Raw genomic sequence first — 23416 nt, 5'->3', positions numbered from 1 at the left:
ACCATTGATTTTAAATGGCTTGGCTATATTCTCTATGTTTCAAATATAGATTTATATTTAAACTCTCAATATGTCTGATTGTTTGTTTGAATTAACTTTTACCATATATCTTATGACAATGTTAGTTAATATGATACAGTTTTTGTCATATTAATGCTAAAAAAAACTAGTCTTTTTTAAGACTAGCTTTTATTCTCTTATTATTTTTCTCATATCCCCTATCATATATAAAGAACCACTTACTAACAATAAATCTTCTTTATCGCAATAATTTAGTGCCTTTGTATAAGCTTTTTCATAATCTTCTACAGCTTCTACACTACAATCTATATTTAATTTATCTATAGCTTCTTTCAATTCTGATGCAAGTTCCGCTCTATCACTATGTGGTGTTACACAAATTATCTTAGTAGCCTTTGGTGCTATCATTTTTATCATTTCATTGACTTGTTTATCTGCTAATATTCCCAAAATAAGCACTAACTTATTATACTTAAAATACATATCTATACTTTCAGTTAATTTTTCTATTCCATCTATATTGTGAGCACCATCTATTACAACTAAAGGTTCTGATTTCATTACTTCAAGTCTTCCTGGCCATTTAACTTTTTTAAAACCTTCTAATATGTGCTGTTTTTCTATGTTAATCCCTAATCCTTTTAATTCATTTAAGGCATATATGGCTGTAACAGAATTATCTACTTGATGTTTTCCTAACAGTGATAAATCATATTTCTCTATTCCATTTATTTTATTATTTTTAATTGTTATAGTTTGCATCATCACATCTTTACCATTAATTATACGTTTAGATGTACCTTCATAAACAGCCTCATTTTTAGGAACTTTAACAAGTTTACTATTTCTTTCATCTGCTATTCTTTCTATAACTTCTTCAACAAGCTTTTTTTGTGGAAATAAGATTGTAGGAACATTATTCTTTATAATTCCAGCTTTTTCATAAGCTATTTTATCTAATGTATCACCTAAATATTGCATATGATCATAGCTTATAGATGCTATAACACTCAACATTGGTGTTATCACATTTGTAGAATCTAATCTGCCACCTAAGCCTACTTCCACTACTGCAAAATCCACATTTTTCTCATAAAAATATAGAAAACCACAACAAGTTATAATCTCAAACTCTGTCGGATTTCCAAATCCACATTGACATACTTTTTCTACGGCCTTTGAAACTTCTGTTACTATATTAGAAAGATCGTTTTTATCTATATTTTCTCTGTTAATTTGAATTCTCTCTTCAAACTCCTCAATATATGGAGATGTATAACTACCAACCTTATATCCTGCCTCCATAAGCACTGAAGTTATCATAGCTGTTGTCGATCCTTTTCCATTAGTTCCAGCTATATGTATACATTTTATCTTTTTATGCGGATTTCCTAAGAACTCTAATATCTTCTCAGTTCTTTCAAGCCCATATTTACTACCAAATTTTGCAGTCTCTTTTATATACGTAATCGCTTCATTATAATTCATATATATCCCCCCTAAATTAATACTAATCACTATAGGATTCCAAACTTAAAGTTCTCTTTCTGAAATGATACTATTAAGCTTACAGTTTATTCTATTATCATGTTTGGAACCAATTAACAATTAACAGTTATCAATTAACAATGATGGTGGATATTACTCACGTTGTTCCTAATATCTAAAATAGAAATATAAAAAAACTAGTTTTTTATATGCTTTAACTAATTTGTTTAGCAAATTATCATAAAAATTGATTCAAATAAACTGAGACTTCAGTTTTATCCTTCATTGTTAATTATTTATCGTTAATTGTTAATTTTTTACATAACTTTAAACTACTCTTTCTCAACTGAAACATGAATAACTTAAAGTTTTAACTTGAATTCCTATAGTTCTATTTCATTATAATAATGTTATCACATTTTTTTACATTTATATATAAAAATAACCTTCACTTTTTGAAGGTTATTTTTATTTTAATAGAATAACTTAATATTACTTAGTTAAGTTTTCTATACTTTCAATTACTGAGTTATACATTTCTCTATATTTTTCACCTTTAGCTTTTTCTTCTTCAACTACTTCTGCTGGTGCTTTTGATACAAATCTTTCATTAGATAGTTTTTTCTCTACTCTATCTATTTCTGATTGTAATTTAGATTTTTCTTTTTCTAATCTTTCAAGTTCTTTTTCTAAATCTACTAATTCTAAAAGTGGCATATATATTTCTGCACCTTTTGATACTACTGTTACAACATTTTCTGGAGCATCATTTTTAGAATTCAATATTATTACTTCACTAGCTGATGCCATTTTTTCAAAGTACTGACTTCCTTCTTTAAATGCTTCTAATGCTTCAGTTGCAAAAATATAAGTTTTAGCTTTTCTTGAAGGTGGTACATTCATTTCACTTCTAGCATTTCTTGTATTTTTTATAGCATCTATTATATAGTTCATATACTCTTCTGCTTTTTCATCTTGTAGTTCACTATTAAATTCTGGCCATTTTGCCACAGTAATAGACTCTGAATCTACTTTTAAATGAGTATATATTTCTTCAGTTATAAATGGCATAACTGGATGAAGAAGTTTTAATCCTGTTACTAAAACAGTATTTAAAACATTTAAAACTACACCTTTAGCTTCTTCTTCTTCGCTATATAATACAGGTTTTACAAGTTCTATATACCAATCACAGAATTCTGTCCACATGAAATCATAAACTTTTTGAAGTGCTACACCAAGTTCAAATTTCTCAACATTTTCTGTAACTTCTTTTGCAACAGTATTCATTCTTGATAATATCCATTTATCTGCTATTGAATAATTCTTACAATCCTTATATTTTTCCATTAATTCTTCATTAAAATTCATCATAACAAATCTTGATGCATTCCAAATCTTGTTTGCAAAGTTTCTTGCTGCTTCAACTCTTGATTCATAGAATCTTATATCACTTCCTGGAGCATTTCCAGTTACTAGTGAAAATCTTAATGCATCTGCACCATAGCTTTCTATTACTTCTAATGGATCTACACCATTACCTAATGATTTAGACATTTTTCTTCCTTGATCATCTCTTACAATACCATGTATAAGAACATTATCAAAAGGAACATGATCCATATTATGAATTCCAGAGAATATCATTCTCGCAACCCAGAAGAAAATAATATCATATCCTGTAACCAATGTATTAGTTGGATAGAAATATTTTAAGTCCTCTGATTTTTCTGGCCAACCAAGTGTTGAGAATGGCCATAATGCTGAACTAAACCAAGTGTCTAAAACATCTTTATCTTGCACTAACTTAGTAGATTTACACTTATCACAAACAGTTGGCTCATCTACAGAAACAATTATTTCATTACAATCTTTACAGTACCAAACTGGAATTCTATGTCCCCACCACAATTGTCTTGAAATACACCAATCTTGAATGTTCTCCATCCAGTTGAAATAAATTTTTTCAAATCTTTCTGGTATAAATTTAGTTTCTTTTTCTCTTACAGCTTTTATTGCTGGCTCAGCTAGTTTTTCCATTTTTACATACCATTGCTTAGATAACATTGGTTCTACAACTGTATTACATCTATCATGAGTTCCAACATTGTGAACATGTTCTCTAATCTTAACTAATGAACCTTCTTTTTCTAAATCTTCAACCATAAGTTTTCTTGCTTCATATCTATCAAGTCCTGAATATTTTCCATATCCTTCACTTATAGTTCCATTTTCCTCTAAAACCACAATTTCTGGTAAATCATGTCTTTTTCCAACTTGATAATCATTAGGATCATGAGCTGGTGTTATTTTAACTGCACCTGTTCCAAATTCCATATCAACATAATCATCTGCAACTATTGGAATTTCTCTTCCCACTAATGGTAATTTAAGAGTTTTTCCTACTAAATGTGCATATCTTTCATCCTTTGGATTAACTGCAACTGCTGTATCTCCAAGTAAAGTTTCTGGTCTTGTAGTTGCAATTTCTATTTTTTCATCACTTCCAACCACAGGATAATTTACATGCCAGAAATTTCCACATTGCTCTTCATATTCTATTTCTGCATCAGAGATGGCAGTCATACACTTTGGACACCAGTTTGTTATTCTATTTCCTTGATATATAAGTCCTTCATTATAAAGTTTAACAAAAACTTCTTTAACAGCCTTACTTACTCCTTCATCCATTGTAAATGTTTCACGAGTAAAATCTGCAGAACATCCCATTTTTTTAAGTTGTTTTCTAATTCTTTCTCTATATTCTTCAGTCCACTCCCAAACTTTTTCTAAGAAAGCTTCTCTTCCCATTTCCTTTTTATTAAGACCTTTTTCTAAAAGAGATTTTTCTACTCTAACTTCAGTTGCTATACTTGCATGGTCTTGTCCTGGTAACCATAAAGTACTATAACCTTGCATTCTTTTAGTTCTTATTATTATATCTTGTAGAGTATTATCTAAAGCATGACCTAAGTGTAATTGTCCAGTTATATTTGGTGGTGGCATTATAATTGTATATGGCTTTTTATTTTCATCTACTTCTGGAGTAAAAAATCCTTCTTCTTCCCACCATTTATATAATCTTTCTTCAAATTCTTTTGGATCATAATTTTTTGCTAATTCTTTATTATTTTCCATACCTATTCCTCCCTTGTTTACTAACTAATATAAATATATAAATTATTAATTACATATATTTTTATGCAATAAAAAAGAGCTCTTCTCCATAAAAGGACGAAAAGCTCGTGGTACCACCTTTTTTTCCTATCATAATAATAGGCTCATTAATTTAACGATTTGACAACCGTCTCTATCTACTAAAAATTCAATAAAGAAACTCCAAAGCTACCTTCAGACAATTCTATATAGAAAACCTTTCAGCTATAAGTTTTCCTCTCTTTAATACTTTCAAGTCTTACTCCTCTTTTTCACTGCTTTTTACTATTAAATTTTAATTAATTATAATAAACACTGATTGAAAAGTCAATAGCCGTTTATACATTTAATTCTTCCCTATTTCTAATTATCTATACAATTCACTCTTTATTTTTCAATTTATTTAAACTCTTGTAAATATTAAAGTCTTTATTGTATATAAATCTTTTTTTTGTCAATGATTACAAATATAAATTACTATATTTGGAGGTTTTTTAATGAACTATTTTGATAAAGCTAATGAATTTTATAATCAAAAGCAATATAAACATGCTATAGATATGTACAAAAAAGCTATGGAACTTAATGATAATGAATCATCATCTCTTTATAATACTGCTGTGTGCTTTATCAAGTTAAGAGATTTTGAGAATGCAATTCAATATTTACTTAATGCAATAAAGCTAAAGAAAGAAAGTTCCTATTTTTTCAATTTAGGCTATTGCTATGCAATGCTAAATGACAAAAGGAAAGCATTAAATTACTTTAATATAGCATGGTCATTAAATGGTGATGATAATGAATGTGAGAAAGCAATAAGTTTAATTTTAAATACTTACCTTAACGAAAATAAGACTTCTTAATATTAGAAGTCTTTTTTACCATTCACCAACAACTTGAGTATTTCTATGATCATTACTAAAATCACTATTATTAAAATAATTACCACCAGAGTAAAAAGTTGAATCTACATTTATCCACCTATTATTATCATCATCATAAAATTCATTCCAAGAATGATTCACCCATTCTTTCCCATTAAATCCTTCTCCTATTACCATCCTTACTTTTATATTACTTTCCCTGCACATAGCCACAAATAAACATGCATAATCAAAACAAACACCTCTACCTGTTTTAAAAGCTTCAATAGCACCGGATTTAACATCTTTACTATTATTTATAACATCATTTGCCTTTCCATCATCATAATCTATATTTTTTCCTATCCATTCATATATAGAATATGCTTTGTCATACGTACTACTTTTACTATTTGTTATACTTAAAGTCTTGTTTTTTATAGTATCGTTTGATTTTATCCCCTCATCTAAAGTTATACCATTATAATATACTGTAACTTTCTTTTCTAAGTAATTTTCTAAAATATTATTATCTATTTTTTTTGATACATCATCATTTTCAACTATAATTTTTAATGAATCATTAACTACCTTTGGAAGACTTCTTACTATATCTGATTTAGTAATTGGTTTCACAACTTTTTCAGATATCAAAGTATATAGTTCAGAATCCTCTAAAGCCTTTAAATAGTTTTCATTTCTATTAAACATGCCTGTAATTGTTAACAGAAAAGTAATTAATATTATATAGCATATTGATTTAGGTAGTTGAAATACAGCTCCACATATTCTTCTTGTTATATTGCTTTTCCCTTTCAACTTTTCATCCATAAGATTTAATAATGGATAAAAAATAATACTATTGAACATATAAAAAATCAAAATTATGATTCCTTGTATCAATAATATAAAAAATATTGTTACTATTATTCTAGTTATTAACGGATTCTCTCTTGCCAACTCTAATATTTTTTGTGGAATATAACTATAAAACTTATCAAACTTTCCTATGTTATTTAAATTAAATACTTTTCCTATATTTTTACTTGTTATTATAATAGATAAAATCAATGCAATACTTCCAAATATAGAATTTATTGTATTCTTTAATGCTTTGCTTGAATATTTAAATAAAAAACCTTTTATTATAGGGTAAATAAAAAAAGCCACTAAAATTATAGTAATTATATTATATTTCAAAAATCCACCCCTTTCCCCATACATATTGAATTGCATAAATTGTAAAATCTACAATGTATAGCATAAATTTAAAGATTAAGAATAGAAATCTTCAAATACTCTTTTTATATCATCATATTTATATCCCCTTCTTAATAAATAATCGTATATTCTTCTTTTTATTTTTTGTTCATCATTTTCAGATTTCTGTACTATTTTTAATCTTTTTTCTGTTAAAGTATATAATTCGTTTAAACTTTTTTCTTTATCTTCTTCATTTTCTTCTTTTATGAAATCTTCTTCTTTAACAGTCTGTAATATAACACTGTTTATAACATTTCCATTAAATCCATTTCTAATCAAATAATCATATAACTTTCTTTTTACTTTTAATATATTATCTTCATTTTTTATCAATATTTTGTATTTTTTATTAATTAGAACTAGCGCCACTTCTACTTCCTTTTCTTCTGATACTGTTGAAATTTTGTCATTTATAAACTCTTCATTTATACCTTTATTTAAAAGTGAATTTCTAATTTTATTCTTACCCTGACATCTAGATTTTTCCTTAACATATAGTTCTGTATACTTTTTATCGTCTACAAACTTATATTCCTTTAAAAACTTTAGTACTCTTTCAATAATGTCATCATTATATCCTTTACTACTAAGTTTTTTATAAATTTCTTTTTCAGTCTTAAATGATTTTTCTATAACCTTTAAAGCAGCACTTTTAGCTTTAATATAATCATCCTCTTTAAGTACTTCATTTAAGTTTTTTTCTTCTATTAATTTTCCCTTTTCTAATTTATGATAATATACAAGTTCTGAGCTACATGAAAATGCATATTCTTCATTTATATATATATTTACTCTATCCTTATTATTTTTTTGTGTTTCAATTTTTGTAATTTTACTTTCCATAACATCTTTCCTTCTAATAATTTATATAGAATTCAATATTTAATTTTAAACTTATATAATCGTTATATTATATAGAGCTTTAAGTTCAAATTCAAAGTAATCCTTTTATCAAATGATATTGGTAGCGTTATAATTTATTCTTGTTTTTATATTTTGAACCAAGTAAAAAGTAAGAGTGAATAGTGATGGTTGATATTACTCACTTTGTTCCTAATATCTAAAGCTGTCCGATGTCAATTGCTAATTTTAAAAATATAGATTAAAACTTAGAGTTAAAATTCTCAACTGAAACATGAATGCCTTAAAGTTTTAATTTGAATTCCTATATAGAGTTCCAAGTTTGAAGTTTAAATAACATCTTTATCAAATGATAATTCTAGAGTTACAAGTTATTCCTATTTTCATAGCCCTTTGTGCGTAAAGTTGTCCATAATTATTCATATTTTTATATTTAACTAAACTAACAGTTAATAATACTAATGAATATCACGGAGATTTAAAATCAATTTTTTCAATTAAATTAATTTATTTATTTTGTTCTATGAAATCTTTGTAATTTAACTTTACGCACACATCTCTAAGTTATACTCTATTCTTCCCTTAATAATACATGAATAGTAGGTTTTTTTAATATTTTTCTAGCTACATCATATAAGTCATCCTGATTTATATTGTTCAAATTCTCCATTTCATCTACAAATTCATAGATGTTTTCACCTTCCATAGCTTGATGGACAACATAATTTCCAAGATCTGTTGAATCTTCTAAAGTAGATGCTACTGCTGTCTTAAAAACTTTTTTCATAAGCTCTATACTTTTATCATCAAAAGAAATTCTTTCATTTATAATATCATCAATACATTCATCAATACTATCTAATGTTTCATTTACATTTTCTTCTGAAATTGAAGTATAAATATATAGTGATTTTAATTTTTCACTTAAATCTAAAGAAGTATATACATCATAAGCTAGTCCTTTTTCTTCTCTCAACCTTCTAAATAATATTGAGTTTCCACTTTCACCTAATTTATGATTTAAAACTCTAAGTGCTAATTCTTCTTTCTTAGTAAGTTTATCAAAAGCAAAAAGATATACTACTGTACTTTGTTCTATATCTTTTTTATGACTTACAATTGTTTTATTTGCATTTTTTTCAAAACTAACTTCCGGTCTTTCAAAATTATTTTTAATCCATCCTCCAAATTCTAATTCTACCACTTTCTTTATATAGTCATGATCATAATTAGATACAATTGATATAACACAATTATTAGGAACATAATATCTCTTATAAAAATCAATTAAATCCTTCTTTTTAAATTTTTTTATGTTACTTTCCTTTCCTATAACATCACATTTTAATGGACTATGAATAAATGCTGCATTATTTATTTTATTAAAACTTAAGTCTTCTAAATCATCTTTTCCACTTTTCACTTCAGATATAATAACATTTCTTTCTTTTTCAATTTGTTCTTCAGGAAAGATAGAATTTGTAACCAAATCTCCTAGAATTTTTATACAATTTTCTACCTCTTCATTTAATGTTGTTGTATTGTATACAGTGCATTTATAATCTGTATATGCATTATATTCTCCACCTAAGCACTCTAAATCATAATTTAACTCTTCATTACTTCTAGTTTTTGTTCCCTTAAATAGCATGTGCTCTACGAAATGTGCAATACCCCTCATATCCTTTTTTTCATATAAAGCTCCTATATTAATACCAACATGAACAGATGCTATTTGAGTATCTCTTTTTATTGTTATAAGTCTTATTCCATTTTCTAATATAATATCTCTTGTATCAAATTTATAAGTTGCCATACTGCCTCCTCTTCTTAGATTAAATCTTCTAATAAAATTTATTTATAAATAATATAACCTTAATGTATAAATAAACTAGTATTTAGAAACAATATAATATATATGTAGTAAAAATATTTCTAATCTAAATTCACTATTAATAGTGTCCAAGTTTGGAAATTAATAATTTAAAAGATTTATTTTAAACTCTACATTATATAATAATTGAACCTAAATAAAAAAAACATTAGTTCTAATTTTTGATTTTAACTTAAATATACTAAGTTAATTTTTAAATTTGCTTTTCTATAAATGAAATGTCTTAAGCAAATTACTCTCTAGAATACTATAATATATTGGCTATAGTAAATCAACGTAATCTACACTCTAAAAATATAGCACTTATATTCATATATGCCATATTTTTTCTTGTATTTTTTTAATATTTTTAAATATATTGATTGCTATTATATTAATATTGTGGTACTATGAATTGTATGTTAACTTTAAATAAAAAATTTCATTAGTAAATTTTCATATATAGAAATCCGGCTTCAAAGTTTAATTATTCATTTTGTTGGATTTCTAAAGGGTAACTTTTCATATTGAAAATTCATATTAGAACTTCAACGTCATACCCTTACTTAATTGATAATAACTTATTTAAAATTTTTATACTAAACCAATAATAGAAAGAGGAATGTTAATGAATAAAATAAAATTTGAAGAATTAAATCTTAACCCAGATGTTTTACAGGCAATAAATGATTTGAAATTTGAAAATCCATCGGATATACAAGCTAAAAGTATTCCTGTAAGCTTAGAGGGACAAGATTTTATAGGTCAAGCTCAGACCGGTACTGGTAAAACTTTAGCCTTTGGAGCACCACTTTTAAGTCGTATGGAGCCTTCTAATGGTAAAGTTCAAGCTATAATATTAGCACCTACAAGAGAGCTTGCTATACAAGTTAGTGAAGAATTAGGAAGACTTAATAAATATACTAAGTTTAAAATCCTTCCAATATTTGGAGGTCAATCTATAGATAAACAACTTGCACCTTTAAGAAAAGGAGTTGACATTGTTGTTGGTACTCCTGGAAGAGTTCTTTATCACATAAACAGAAAAACTTTAAGACTTGAAAATGCTAATTTTTTAGTTTTAGATGAAGCTGATGAAATGTTAAATATGGGATTCATTGAAGATATAGAAGCAATAATCCACAACTTACCAGAAACTAGACAAACAATGTTATTCTCTGCAACAATGCCAAGACAAATCAAAAACTTAGCTAAAAATTATATGAAACCAGATGCACAACATATAGCTATAGCTAAAAAGTCTTTAACAGTTTCTAAAATAGAACAATATTACTTTGAAGTTAGTCCTAAAAATAAACTTGAAGCACTTTGCAGAATTTTAGATGTTGATGCTCCAAAATCAGCTATTCTTTTCTGTAAAACGAAAAAAGGTGTAGATGAATTAGTTGGATCTATGCAAAGTAAAGGTTACATAGTTGAAGGTATGCACGGAGATATGAAACAAATCCAAAGATTAAACACATTAAATAAGTTTAAATCTGGAAAATTAAACTATTTAGTTGCAACAGATGTTGCTGCTCGTGGAATAGACGTTGAAGATGTAACTCATGTTATAAATTATGATTTACCTCAAGACTCTGAATCATATGTTCACAGAATTGGTAGAACTGGAAGAGCTAATAGAGAAGGTACTGCTTATAGTTTTGCTTGTCGTAAAGAAATGTCTATGATAAGACAAATCGAAAATACAACAAAAAGTAAAATGTTAAGAAAACAAATCCCTACTTTAGCTGATATATATGCATCAAAATCTGAGGCTATAATAGATTCTATAAAAGAAACTTTAGAAGCTAATTCATATGAACAATTTATACAAATTTCTAAAGATCTTATAACTGAATATGGTGCTGAAGATGTTTCTGCTTCTTTAATAAAATTAATTTTTGATAAAGAATCAAACTTTGATTATACAGAAGATACTTTACAGAATAACACTGTTAATAATACTAATAATGCTAATAATGATGATATATCTCGTTTATTCTTATCTGTTGGTAGATTAGACAAAGTAAACACTCTAGATTTAGTTAAGTTTTTAGATACTACAGCTGGTGTAAAATCTAAAGAACTTGGTAGAATTGATATATTAGATAAATTTACTTTTATAGATGTTCCATCACAATTAGTTGATATAATAATAGAAAAAAGCTCTGGCAAAAAAATTAATAATAAAAGAAAAGTGAGAATAGAAGTTTCTCATAGAAGATAAAAATAAGGATGTTATCAAACTAGATAACATCCTTATTTAAAATTTTGTTACATTTAAATTTACATATTAAGTAACTTTTTTAATTTAAACATCATACCTTATAGTATATGATTATATAATTTTAATTCTATACTAGGAGGTATGTATGAAAATTTTTAAAAAGTTATTTTTTATTCTCACAATTACACTTATATTAGAATACATATTAATATTCATATTATATACTTTAGGAAAATAATCATGCTTGTATTAAATTTATAGTATGATTATTTTTTTATATTATTTCTCCAATTTTACAAGAATTTTTTATTCCTTTTATATAATCCTCTAAAGATTTATCAATAGCTACTATTACCACTGTAGCTGGCCCACAACTTCTTTTTATATCCACGTTTAAATTTTCATTTTGAATAAATTTCTTTCCATTATTAGTCGCCAGACCAATAGCTTCATATAATATACCTTTAGATCCTACTGGAACTATTTCATATACTCCTTCTAAATCTTTTATATCATACAAGGTTTCATATCCAAATATATCATTATCGTTATAAAAATCAATTTCATCTCCAACTTTAGGAATACCTATTGAATATATTACCGAATTTGACTTTATATTATTAACTTTTAACTTATCTTTATCTATTATACCTATCACAGTAATTCCTACCCCTGTAGCAAATACTTCAAAATTTTCTTCTGTACTACCAGTTAAAGGTACATCATCAATTTTAGCTAATTTTAGTTCACTATTAATTCCTCTTATAATTTCACGCCCTGTAGGTTCCATTTCAGCACAAACATTATCAACTATTGTTATGACTTCTGCACCACTACATAAAATTTCTAATAATCCTACTCTAACAGTATACTTTCCTGTAATAAAAGGTTCTACTTGTAGTAGATCATATCTTTTATTTCCAATAGATCCTGAACTATCACAAGCTATAACCATTCTTTCCTTTTCATTTATATCAACAATAACTAAATCTCTTACTTTTCTGCTTTTCATATAATCTCCTACTTTCATGCCTATAAATTCTTCTAATAAATTGTTTGTTCTTATATATAGGGTTCCAAGCTTAAATTCAAAATAATAGCTTTCTCAAATGATACTACTAATATTGTAGTTTATTCCATTGTTATGTTTTGAACCAATTAACAGTTAGCAATTAACAATGATGGTAAATATCCTTGGGATTGAAATTCCCGCTACAATGTTTTATTTGTACTTCAAATAAAATTAATATAATATTTATCCATAAAAAATTCATTTTGGAGAATAAATTCCCCATTATAATCTTCTGACTAAACATAGGTTTAATAGTAAATATAAATATTACTTTGGATATTTTGTAAAAACTAAGTTTCTATATACTCGTTAAATAATTTGTTTTACAAATCATTATAAAAATTAATTTTTAAAAACTGATACTTTAATTTTATCCTTCATTGTTAATTTTTGTGCAATACTTTAACGCTCTCTTTCTTAACTGAAATAAAAGTAATTTCATTTGATCTTGCTTTCCTATATATGTTAGCTTCTTTAAATTCAATAGTATAATTATATTACACCATTGAATTCAAATATATCAAATATTCTTTTCTTTGAAAATAAGTATTCCGATTAATTGTATGTTATAATCTAATTTGTAATTTTCAAATGGAAAGCGATGTGAAAAACTTGAACAAAACAAAATTTAAAGGAAGTGCTATGCTTAATCCTGTGCCAGTAGTTCTTATTAGTTGTAAAAATAAAGCTGGCCTTCAAAACGTTTTTACTGTTGGTTGGATTGGAACTGCATGTACTAAGCCACCTATGATTACTGTTGCAATTAGAAAAGAACGTCTCTCTTATGAATATGTAAAGGACACAATGGAATTTGTTGTTAATATCCCTTCAAAGCACTTAGTTAAAGAAGTAGACTTTTGTGGAGTTCGCTCTGGAAGATCTATAGACAAAATAAAAGCGTGTAACTTTAATATGATTCCTTGTGATAATATCAGTGTTGATATGATTGAATCTTGTCCTATTACACTTGAATGTAAAGTAAAATCCATTACAGAACTAGGTACACATGATTTATTTTTAGCTGAAATACTGTCATCTTATGTTGATGATACATTAATAGATGAAAAAGGGAAAATTCACTTTGAAAAGGCAAATTTAATTACATATGCTCATGGAGAATACTTTGAAATAAAACCTAATTCTTTAGGTTCTTTTGGATATTCTGTTATGAAAAAGAAAACAGCTAAACGCAAAAACTCAGAAAAACATAAAAATAAAACTTCTAAGCATAAATAAAATCAATGACATACTTCATTTGAGTATGTCATTGATTTTATTTATATACATCTACTATCAATCCTGTTATATCATCTACAGTGCTTGCCACATCTAAATTTTCTTTTTCTTCATTTATTAAAGCTATAGTTAATTCTTCTAATTTTTTATCTATAGTTTCAACAGTTAAAAAATATTGAGTTTGCCAAAAGCTTGTATCTCTTTTAACTGAATACATAAATGCCAAAACAGATTCTAAGTATGCTTTTATTTCTCTTTTATATGCTTTAACATCAGCATAACTTTTACTTGCCACCAACTTTAATCCTTTGTTTTTTATGCCCTTAAGCATTTTTTTTAATTCTTCTTCTGATTTTTTTTGTTGTGCAAAGTTAAAATTCTGTGAAAAATCCATTTGCCTACTAACTCTACTTTTTTCTTGTTGCAACTGCGGTGTATTCCTTACTTTAGATATTTCCATTTAACTCCTCCACTTATATGTATAAATAAAATTTTAGATTGTATTCTTACATATATTATATAGGTATTTTAATTTATATACAAAACTTTTATTAATTGAAAGCTAATAAAAAAATATGTTGTTGGTAATTTTTTTCAAAATGGTATATAATGTTTATTATTTTATGTTCATTTTTTTATTACCATTAGTAAATAATATTATAAAAGGCGGTGAATTATTTTATGAAAAATTTATTTCAAATGTTTTGGACTTTCTTCAAAATAGGAAGTTTTACATTTGGTGGTGGTTATGCAATGATTCCTTTAATTGAAAAAGAAGTTGTAGAAAATCATAACTGGCTTACCAAGGAAGAATTTCTAGATATACTAGTTATAGCTCAGAGCTTCCCAGGTGCTCTTGCTATTAATACTTGTACTTTTATAGGCTATAAGATAGGCAAACTTCCAGGAGCCATACTAGGATTATTAGGGGTCTCATTACCATCTTTTTTTATAATAGTCCTTATAGCAATGTTTTTTGAAAAATTTAGAAGTTTACATATTGTTGAAAGAATGTTTAAAGGTATAAATGCTGCTGTTCCATTATTAGTGTTAGTTGCAGTTGTCAGTCTTAGTAAATCTATAAAGAAAAACATCAATAATATACTTATAATTATATTTACTGTAATTTTAGTAGTTTTATTTGATATTAACCCTGTAATAATTATTATATTATCTGCTATATATGGCATAATTTATAATAGAAAGAAGGTGTCTTAAATGCCTATTCTTTTAAAACTTTATTTAGCTTTCTTAAAAGTTGGAACTTTTGGATTTGGTGGTGGGTATGCAATATTATCACTTATAGAAAAAGAAGTAGTTACAAACAATCATTGGCTTAGTTCTAGTGAGTTTGTTGATATAATAGGTATTTCTCAAATGACACCTGGACCTGTTGCTATAAATTGTGCTACTTTTGCTGGATATAGAGTATATGGTGTACTCGGAAGTATAGTTGCTACTTTAGGTGTTGTAACAACCTCTTTCATACTAGTAACACTTGCATATATCTTTTTTGAGAAATTTAAAGAATCTAAATTATTAACTTCTGCACTTTCTGGAATGAAACCTGCTTTAATAGGTTTAATAATTGGAGTTTTTATTTCTCTTAGTAAAACCTCATATATAGATTTTAAAAGTTTAATTATTGGTGGAATAATTGCTATTCTATTATTCAAGACCAAGATACATCCTATATTAATAATTGTATTTTCTGCTATCTTAGGAATAATATTTTATTAAAAAAGCAATATCAAAAAGATTTTACTTTCTTTTTGATATTGCTTTCATTTTTTATTATGCTACGTCTTCTTTATTTTCACTTTGTGGTCTATTAAATTTCTTAGTGAATTGAGTTGCTAGAACTCCTATTGCTATAAGGTAAAGAACTGCTGTAACATAGTAAGCTATTCTATATCCTGAAGCTCCTAAGAACTTATCATTAAATAAGAATCCTGCTGTGAATAAACCTGCAAGTATAGTTACTACTGATTGAGAAACGAATATAACTGAACTATATGCTGGTCTTAATTCTTTAGTAACGAATTCCATTGGTAATGATTGTACTATTGGGTTAGCTGCATTCATAAGACCTGATCTAAAGAATAATCCTGCTCCTACAGCAAGTACCATCATACTACCAAACTTATCACCATTTCCTATGATTAACATGAATGGTATTGAAAGTAGTGATAATACTGATATTGATGTAACTCTACCAAACTTCTTAGAGAACCATGGTGAGAATACCATAAATATAACCATTGCTAGTGTTTGTACTGCAACAAGTTTAGAAACTACCGCTCTACCAATTCCTAGAGTTCCTAAGAATATAGTAAAGTATGGAACTATAAGAGATGCACCAAATCTTATTAAACTATTGTATATTAAGTATAATAATGCATATTTATTGCATAAAACTTTCCAATCAGTTTTAACTTTTTCACCATTTTTGCCTTCAGCTCTATAGTCTGATTTTACTTCTTTTAGTAGTAATAGTGGAATTGTTCCTAAAATAGCCATTACTACAAATATTAATAGTATATCTGTATGTGCTGATATGTATGCTGTATTTTGTGCTGATGTAAATTCTGCTGCTTTACTTGATAAAGCTTCTGCTTCTGCATATCCTATTCCCATTCTTGCTGCAAATCTCCAAACGATTAGCATACCGCCAGTATAACTAGCTACTGCCATACCTGCAACGTTTGAGTACATAGTTCTTGAGAACATTTTATCTCTTTCTTCTTCTGTTGTGTATTGTGTTAAGAACGGTGGCAATACACAGTCAAATAATAATAGTCCTAATAATAATGCAAGTGTTATACAGCTTACAGCTATCCAGCTTCTAGTAAAACTTACTAGTACTAATCCAGCTATTGAAACTGCTCCACCAAAAACTAATATTTTCTTATATCCAACTTTACTTATTGCTGCAACTAATGCTGCTGCTAATAAAGTTGCTATTCCTGAATATATTGTGTAACTGTTTGCTATTCCTGGTTGAGCTTGTTTTAGGAATGTTATTAATGTATCATTAACAATACCACTTAATATACCCATGAATAAATAACTTAAAAAGAACATTCTACTATTATGTTTATAACGCTTTAATAACTCTTCGTTCATTAAATTCTCCCCCTGCTTTATGAGATATTAATAATTTCTAATTTTAAGCTTACTATTAATTAATTTTTATTTTTAAATTAACCTTTATTAAATTTTTATAAAATTCCGGCCAGAATTGTATACATATTATTAAATAATTCATAATTTATTAATAATTTCGCTCAATTAGTAATATAATATACACAAATGCTAAAATCAAGACATTATTTAAAATTAAAAATATTCTTAATTTTCAATTTTATTCTTTGTGTTTTTATAAATTAAACTTTTATATTCTTTTTTTATCCTTACACTTAATTTTATTAAAATTATTATATTTCATATAAATCACTGTAATCACTACCAATTATTTAGTTTTATTACAATAATATGATGTAATTGAACTTAAATATATTTTACCTATATTAAAAATTTTAATTATATTATAAATTTATTTTTTTTTATTAATTTTCTGTTTTTTATTGCAGTTATCTTATATTAAAGCATTATAAAATTCTATTCTAAATTTTCATTTTATACATTTATAATCTAATTTTAGATATATTAATTTCAATGCTTAATTACATTTTGATTTATTAGTAAAAGTTTAAACTTCCATAAAATAAAAATACCAATCAAAATGATTGGTATTTTTTAAAACAATGTAAACGTTGTGAACTATATCAAATTTTTATTGCTTCATAATAATATATATTATTATGCTGCCTTTTCTTCTTTTTTATCGTCTGTTTGTGGTCTATTAAACTTCTTAGTAAATTGAGTTAGCATAATTACTATAGCTATAGTATACATTACAGCTGTTACATAGTATGCTATTCTATATCCTGAGTTTCCAAAGAACTTATCATTAAATAAGAAACCTGCTGTAAAGAAACCTGCAAGTGTAGTTGCAACTGATTGTGATACGAATATTATTGAACTATATGCCGGTCTTAACTCTTTTGTAACGAATTCCATTGGTAATGATTGTACTATTGGATTTGCTGCGTTCATGAATCCTGATCTAAAGAATAATCCTGCTCCTACTGCAAGTACCATCATGCTACCAAATTTATCTCCGTTTCCTATGATTAACATGAATGGTATTGATATTGATGCAAGTCCTCCAATTGATACAACTCTACCAAACTTTTTAACAAGCCATGGTGAGAACATCATGAATATGCACATTGCTAATGTTTGTAATGTAACAAGCATTGAAACTGTAGCTCTATCTATTCCTAAACTACCTAAGAATATTGCGAAATATGGAGTAATAAGTCCTGCACCAAATCTTATTAAGAAGTTATAAACTAAGTATAATAATGCATATTTGTTTGCAAGTACTTTTAAATCAAATTTCTTTTTACCAGATTCTTCTTTAGCTGCATAATCTTCTTTTACTTCTTTTAATAAGAATAGTGGTATTAATGCTGCAATTGATACTATTATAAACATTAATAATGCATCTTTATGTGCAAGTGTATATCCTAAGTTTTGCTCTTTTGTAAATTCTGCAATTTTTCCTGATAATGCTTTTGCTTCTGAGTATGATATACCTAATCTTGTTGCAAATCTATAAACAACTAACATACCGCCTGTAAAACTAGCTAGTGCCATACCCATAACGTTAGTATACATAACTCTTGAGAAAACTTTATCTCTATTTTCTACCGTTGTATATTGTGTTAAAAATGGTGGTAATATAGCATCAAATAATACAACACCTATTAATAATCCTAATGTTATTGCTATTGATGAAAATGTATTATCTGAAAATTTAACTAATACAAGTGCCGCTATTGATATAATTGGTCCTGATATTATTATTTTTTTATAACCAATTTTTGGAGCTAATGCAACCATTAAAGCTGTTAATAATGTTGCAGCACCCATCCAAACTGAATAACTTTTTGCAACTGTTGGAGCTACTTGGTTTAAGAATGTAACTAGTACGTCAAAAGCCATACCACTCATTATTCCCATGAATATGTAACTAATTAAAAACATATTACTGTTATGTTTATAACGTTTTTGTAAATCTTCGTTCATTAAATATTCCTCCTATTGTTCGAATTAAAACTATAATTTCTTTTATAAATATTGAGATTATTCAAAATGTTATTATGTAATTGATTTTATTTTGCTTTATTTTATGTAATTAATATTTTTATTTTTTGGCCAAAAGAAAATTATTAATTTTATTTTTCTTATTAACATTTTGTTAATATATCAATCTCACAATTAATAATATAATACATACTTTTTATAAAAGCAACACATTAAAAAAAATTAATACTATTAATAATTTTCTGTATTTTTGACTTTTTATGTCTTATTTTATTATTTTTTTGGCTATTTTAGTATATTTTTCTATATTCTTAGGGTTTTTTGTGTTATATTTTTTTATTATTTTTAATTTTTTAAAATAATATTTTCTTTTAAATATTAAATTAAACTTAATCTTCTTTTTAAGTCCGTTAATATTTTATTAATATTTATTTGTTTTTCACCCATCACTAATCAATATTTTATATATTGTATTGAATTTATGAATTAAAAATTAATACAAAATTTAATACAACATATAATTTAATCTATAAATATTTTTCTTTTTTTAGTTGATACTAAATATTATGCTAATAATATTATTTCAATCATAAGATATAATAAATACCATTAATAGAGGTGATTATTTAATGTGGTTTAAAAAAAGTATTGGAGATGTAGTTAAAGATTTAAATTCAAATTTAGATATGGGACTTACATCTAGCCAAGTTGCAGAACAAAGAACTAAATATGGTTTAAACAAATTTTCTACCAAAAAATCTAAAACAAAACTTCAAATGTTTTTTGCTCAACTAAATGACATAATGATTTATATACTTATAATAGCAGCTATATTATCTTTTTTAGTTGGCGAGGTCAGTGATACTATAATTATAGCTATAGTAATTCTTATTAATGCCATAGTTGGTATGATTCAAGAATCTAAAGCTGAAAAAGCATTGGAAGCTTTAAAAGAATTATCTACACCTAAGGCTCTAGTAAAAAGAGACAATTCTATATATGAAATACCATCTGAAGAAGTTGTTCCGGGTGATATAGTTATAATAGATGCTGGCAGATATATTCCTTGTGATTTGCGTCTTATAGAAAGTGCAAATTTACAAATAGAAGAATCTGCTCTAACTGGAGAATCTGTTCCTACAAATAAAGACGCAAATATAACATTGAGTAGTGATGATGTTCCTTTAGGCGACCAAAAAAATATGGCTTTCATGTCAACTCTTGCTACATATGGCAGAGGAATCGGTATCGCAGTTTCTACTGGCATGAATACTGAAATTGGCAAAATTGCTAAAATGTTAGATGAAAGTGAAAATGAACAAACACCACTTCAAATAAAATTAGAGCAACTAGGGAAATACCTTGGTTTCTTAGCTGTTGGCATAAGTGTTTTAATGTTCATTGTTGGAATGATTCAAGGAAGAAACATGTTAGATATGTTTATAACTTCTATAAGTTTAGCTGTAGCTGCAATCCCAGAGGGTCTTCCTGCTATAGTTACTATAGTACTTGCAATTGGTGTCCAAAAAATGATTAAACAAAATGCAATTATTAGAAAGCTTCCTGCTGTTGAAACTCTAGGATCAGTAAATATAATTTGTTCTGATAAAACAGGAACATTAACACAAAATAAAATGACTGTACAAAAATTTTATGCTAACAATTTATTAAAAGATATTAACAGTCTTAATCTTAATAATTCTATAGAAAGATTATTAATTGAAAACTTAGTTTTATGTAATGATGCAACATCTAATAATGGCAATCAAACTGGTGATCCAACTGAAGTCGCTCTAATTGATGTGGGTAATAATTACAATATAGAAAAATCTGAACTTAATAATCTACATCCTCGTGTTAGAGAATTACCTTTTGATTCTGATAGAAAGCTTATGAGCACTATAAATAAGTATGATTCCGCTTACTATATTTTTACAAAAGGTGCTACAGATAACCTTTTAAATTTGTGTAATAAAATTTATATTAATAATGATATTTTAGATTTTACTGAATCTCTCAAAGAAGAAATTTTAAATGCATCTTATAAAATGTCAGATGATGCATTAAGAGTATTAGGTGCAGCCTTTAAAGAAATTTCTGATTTTAATACATTGACTGATTCAGACATAGAAAAAGATTTAATTTTTATAGGTTTAGTTGGAATGATAGACCCACCAAGACTTGAGGTTAAAGATTCTATTGCACTTTGTAAAAATTCTGGTATAAAAACTATAATGATAACTGGTGATCATAAAAATACAGCTTTCGCTATAGCTAAAGAATTAAACATAGCTGAAAATATTGATGAAGTAATTTCTGGATCAGAATTGAATAATTTATCTGATGACGAATTGACAAATAAAATTGATAGCTTAAGAGTATTTGCTAGAGTTTCACCTGAGCATAAAGTTAAAATTGTAAAAGCTTTTAAATCAAAGGGAAATATTGTTTCTATGACTGGTGATGGTGTAAATGATGCCCCTTCTTTAAAAGCTGCTGACATTGGTGTTTCTATGGGTATAACAGGTACAGATGTAGCTAAAGGTGCTTCTGATATGATTTTAACTGATGATAATTTTTCTACTATAGTTTCAGCTATTGAAGAAGGAAGAAATATTTTTAATAACATAAAAAAATCAGTAATTTTCTTAATTTCATGCAATGCTGGGGAGATTGTCGCACTATTTTTAGCAATATTACTTGGGTGGGCATCACCACTAAGTGCTACTCATATATTATGGGTAAATTTAATTACAGATACTTTTCCAGCTCTTGCTTTAGGTATTGACCCTGGTGATAAAGAAGTAATGAATAAAAAACCTCGTAATCCTAAAGATAGTCTGTTTAAAAACTCTATATTATCACTTATTTTCAATGGATTTTTAATTGGTATATTAACATTGGTTGCATTTATATATGGTGTTAGGGTTTATGGCGGTAGTACTATGACTTTATCTAATGTAAGTGCCAAGGTATTAATTCATGCTCAAACTCTAGCTTTCACCGTTTTAAGTGGAACTCAACTAGCTCATTCTTTAAATATGAGAAATGAAAGTAAATCAATATTTTCAATTGGTGTCTTTTCTAACAAATACTTAATAGGTGCTATTTTATTAGGATTTTTACTTCAATTACTTGTAATAACTATTCCACCTATAGCTTCTTTATTTGGTGTCTATAAACTTACTATTAATGATTGGATTTTTGTTATAATTATAAGCCTAATTCCAATAATTTCAAATGAGCTTATTAAAATATTTAAAAGATCTAAAATAAGAAAACACTCATAAATGAGTGTTTTCTTATTTACAATAACCTAATTACAAAAGCTTTGTTCCATTTGAATCTTGAACTATAAGTTTTCTTTTCATAAGCCCACCTAAAGCTCTTTTAAACGCATTTTTACTTGTTTTAAATATCTTTTCAATATCTTGTGGTGCTGACTTATCATTTAAAGTCATAAATCCATTGTTAGATTTAAGATATTCATATATCTGAGTTTCTAAATCTTTTTTCTCTTCTAATCTAACTTTTCTTAATGAAACTCCAACTTTTCCATCTTCATAATATTTCTTAACTCTTACTTTAACTTCTTCTCCAACTTTTAATCTTCCATAATACTCATTTTTTAGTATTACACCCCTATAAGTATTTTCTAAAGCAACTTCTGCTGAGCCATTTGTTTGAAATCCATATACTGTTCCTTCTAATTCTTGTCCTATATCATATGAGTTTGTATCATGTAAATATTTGTCAATCTTCATGGTTGCTGCTAGCCTATTTGTTTTATCTAAATATAAGGCAAATAAATATTTTTCACCAACTTCTAATTTATTAGTAACTTCTTTAAATGGAACTAACACATCTCTTTCTAATCCTATATTTACAAATGAACCAATTTTAGCTTTATCAACAACCTCTAAATATGCTATATTTCCTACTGTTACCAATGGCATATTCATAGTTGCAATTATTCTATCTTCTGAATCTCTATATATAAATACTTCAATTTCATCATCAATTTCTATTTTTTGTCCTAATGCACTCTTGTTAGGTAATAACACATCATCAGATGTGTTTCCTGTCTCTGCATTTAAATAATATCCAAACTCCGCTTTTCTTATTACTTTTAATTTATTTATTTCTCCAATTTTTATCATTTAAATTCTCCTAATTTT

The 23416-nt window shown here is 26.5% G+C and carries 16 protein-coding genes and 1 other annotated feature; of the genes, 6 read left to right on the top strand and 10 right to left on the bottom strand.

Annotated elements, in window-relative coordinates; translation table 11 throughout:
- Positions 1–189: 189 nt before the first annotated feature.
- The gene (locus BN346_RS16875; protein ID WP_040330148.1) at positions 190–1509 is read right to left on the bottom strand and encodes a bifunctional folylpolyglutamate synthase/dihydrofolate synthase; all 1320 of its coding nucleotides are present in this window, start codon (positions 1507–1509) and stop codon (positions 190–192) included.
- 492 nt (positions 1510–2001) lie between these two features.
- Positions 2002–4647, bottom strand: coding sequence for a valine--tRNA ligase (locus BN346_RS16870; protein ID WP_040330147.1), 2646 nt, complete (start codon positions 4645–4647; stop codon positions 2002–2004).
- A gap of 89 nt (positions 4648–4736) precedes the next feature.
- Positions 4737–4950, bottom strand: a binding site (T-box leader).
- Positions 4951–5162: 212 nt separating this feature from the next.
- On the opposite strand from BN346_RS16870, the gene BN346_RS16865 reads away from it, so the two are divergent.
- Positions 5163–5528, top strand: a complete 366-nt coding sequence (locus tag BN346_RS16865) for a tetratricopeptide repeat protein (RefSeq protein WP_040330145.1) — start codon at positions 5163–5165, stop codon at positions 5526–5528.
- 15 nt (positions 5529–5543) lie between these two features.
- Here BN346_RS16865 and BN346_RS16860 read toward each other — a convergent pair whose 3' ends face one another.
- From BN346_RS16860 to BN346_RS16850, 3 genes are all read right to left on the bottom strand, one after another.
- On the bottom strand, positions 5544–6728 hold the full coding sequence (locus BN346_RS16860; RefSeq protein WP_051540471.1) for a transglutaminase-like domain-containing protein: 1185 nt from the start codon (positions 6726–6728) through the stop codon (positions 5544–5546).
- Positions 6729–6803: 75 nt separating this feature from the next.
- Positions 6804–7634 carry a recombination regulator RecX gene (gene recX, locus BN346_RS16855; protein WP_040330144.1) on the bottom strand — a complete coding sequence of 277 codons (831 nt, stop codon included), beginning with the start codon at positions 7632–7634 and terminating at the stop codon, positions 6804–6806.
- A gap of 589 nt (positions 7635–8223) precedes the next feature.
- Positions 8224–9468, bottom strand: coding sequence for a M16 family metallopeptidase (locus BN346_RS16850; protein ID WP_040330142.1), 1245 nt, complete (start codon positions 9466–9468; stop codon positions 8224–8226).
- 685 nt (positions 9469–10153) lie between these two features.
- Between BN346_RS16850 and BN346_RS16845 the strand changes: the two genes are divergently transcribed.
- Positions 10154–11755: a DEAD/DEAH box helicase gene (locus BN346_RS16845; RefSeq protein WP_040330141.1), complete on the top strand. Its 1602-nt coding sequence runs from the start codon at positions 10154–10156 to the stop codon at positions 11753–11755.
- Positions 11756–12029: 274 nt separating this feature from the next.
- Here the strand turns inward: BN346_RS16845 and BN346_RS16840 are convergent, their stop codons facing one another.
- The gene (locus BN346_RS16840) at positions 12030–12767 is read right to left on the bottom strand and encodes an AIR synthase related protein (protein ID WP_040330140.1); all 738 of its coding nucleotides are present in this window, start codon (positions 12765–12767) and stop codon (positions 12030–12032) included.
- Between the two features lie 672 nt (positions 12768–13439).
- Between BN346_RS16840 and BN346_RS16835 the strand changes: the two genes are divergently transcribed.
- Positions 13440–14063 (top strand): flavin reductase family protein, encoded by a 624-nt coding sequence (locus BN346_RS16835; RefSeq protein ID WP_040330325.1) that lies wholly within the window; start codon positions 13440–13442, stop codon positions 14061–14063.
- A gap of 37 nt (positions 14064–14100) precedes the next feature.
- Here the strand turns inward: BN346_RS16835 and BN346_RS16830 are convergent, their stop codons facing one another.
- The gene (locus BN346_RS16830; protein WP_040330138.1) at positions 14101–14523 is read right to left on the bottom strand and encodes a YaaR family protein; all 423 of its coding nucleotides are present in this window, start codon (positions 14521–14523) and stop codon (positions 14101–14103) included.
- Positions 14524–14744: 221 nt separating this feature from the next.
- On the opposite strand from BN346_RS16830, the gene BN346_RS16825 reads away from it, so the two are divergent.
- Positions 14745–15281: a chromate transporter gene (locus tag BN346_RS16825; protein ID WP_040330136.1), complete on the top strand. Its 537-nt coding sequence runs from the start codon at positions 14745–14747 to the stop codon at positions 15279–15281.
- Positions 15282–15803, top strand: coding sequence for a chromate transporter (locus tag BN346_RS16820; RefSeq protein ID WP_040330135.1), 522 nt, complete (start codon positions 15282–15284; stop codon positions 15801–15803).
- A gap of 54 nt (positions 15804–15857) precedes the next feature.
- Here the strand turns inward: BN346_RS16820 and BN346_RS16815 are convergent, their stop codons facing one another.
- Positions 15858–17189, bottom strand: a complete 1332-nt coding sequence (locus BN346_RS16815; RefSeq protein WP_040330134.1) for an MFS transporter — start codon at positions 17187–17189, stop codon at positions 15858–15860.
- Positions 17190–17885: 696 nt separating this feature from the next.
- On the bottom strand, positions 17886–19220 hold the full coding sequence (locus tag BN346_RS16810; RefSeq protein ID WP_040330133.1) for an MFS transporter: 1335 nt from the start codon (positions 19218–19220) through the stop codon (positions 17886–17888).
- A 647-nt stretch (positions 19221–19867) separates the two neighbouring features.
- Between BN346_RS16810 and BN346_RS16805 the strand changes: the two genes are divergently transcribed.
- A complete protein-coding gene (locus tag BN346_RS16805) occupies positions 19868–22528 on the top strand; it encodes a cation-translocating P-type ATPase (protein WP_040330132.1) in 2661 nt (886 codons plus the stop codon).
- A gap of 30 nt (positions 22529–22558) precedes the next feature.
- Here BN346_RS16805 and BN346_RS16800 read toward each other — a convergent pair whose 3' ends face one another.
- Positions 22559–23398: a CvfB family protein gene (locus BN346_RS16800; protein ID WP_040330131.1), complete on the bottom strand. Its 840-nt coding sequence runs from the start codon at positions 23396–23398 to the stop codon at positions 22559–22561.
- Positions 23399–23416: the final 18 nt, after the last annotated feature.

This window comes from Clostridium ihumii AP5 (genome assembly GCF_000612845.1).
Lineage (GTDB): Bacteria > Bacillota > Clostridia > Clostridiales > Clostridiaceae > Clostridium_J > Clostridium_J ihumii.
This window is presented reverse-complemented; position numbering and strand designations above follow the sequence as displayed.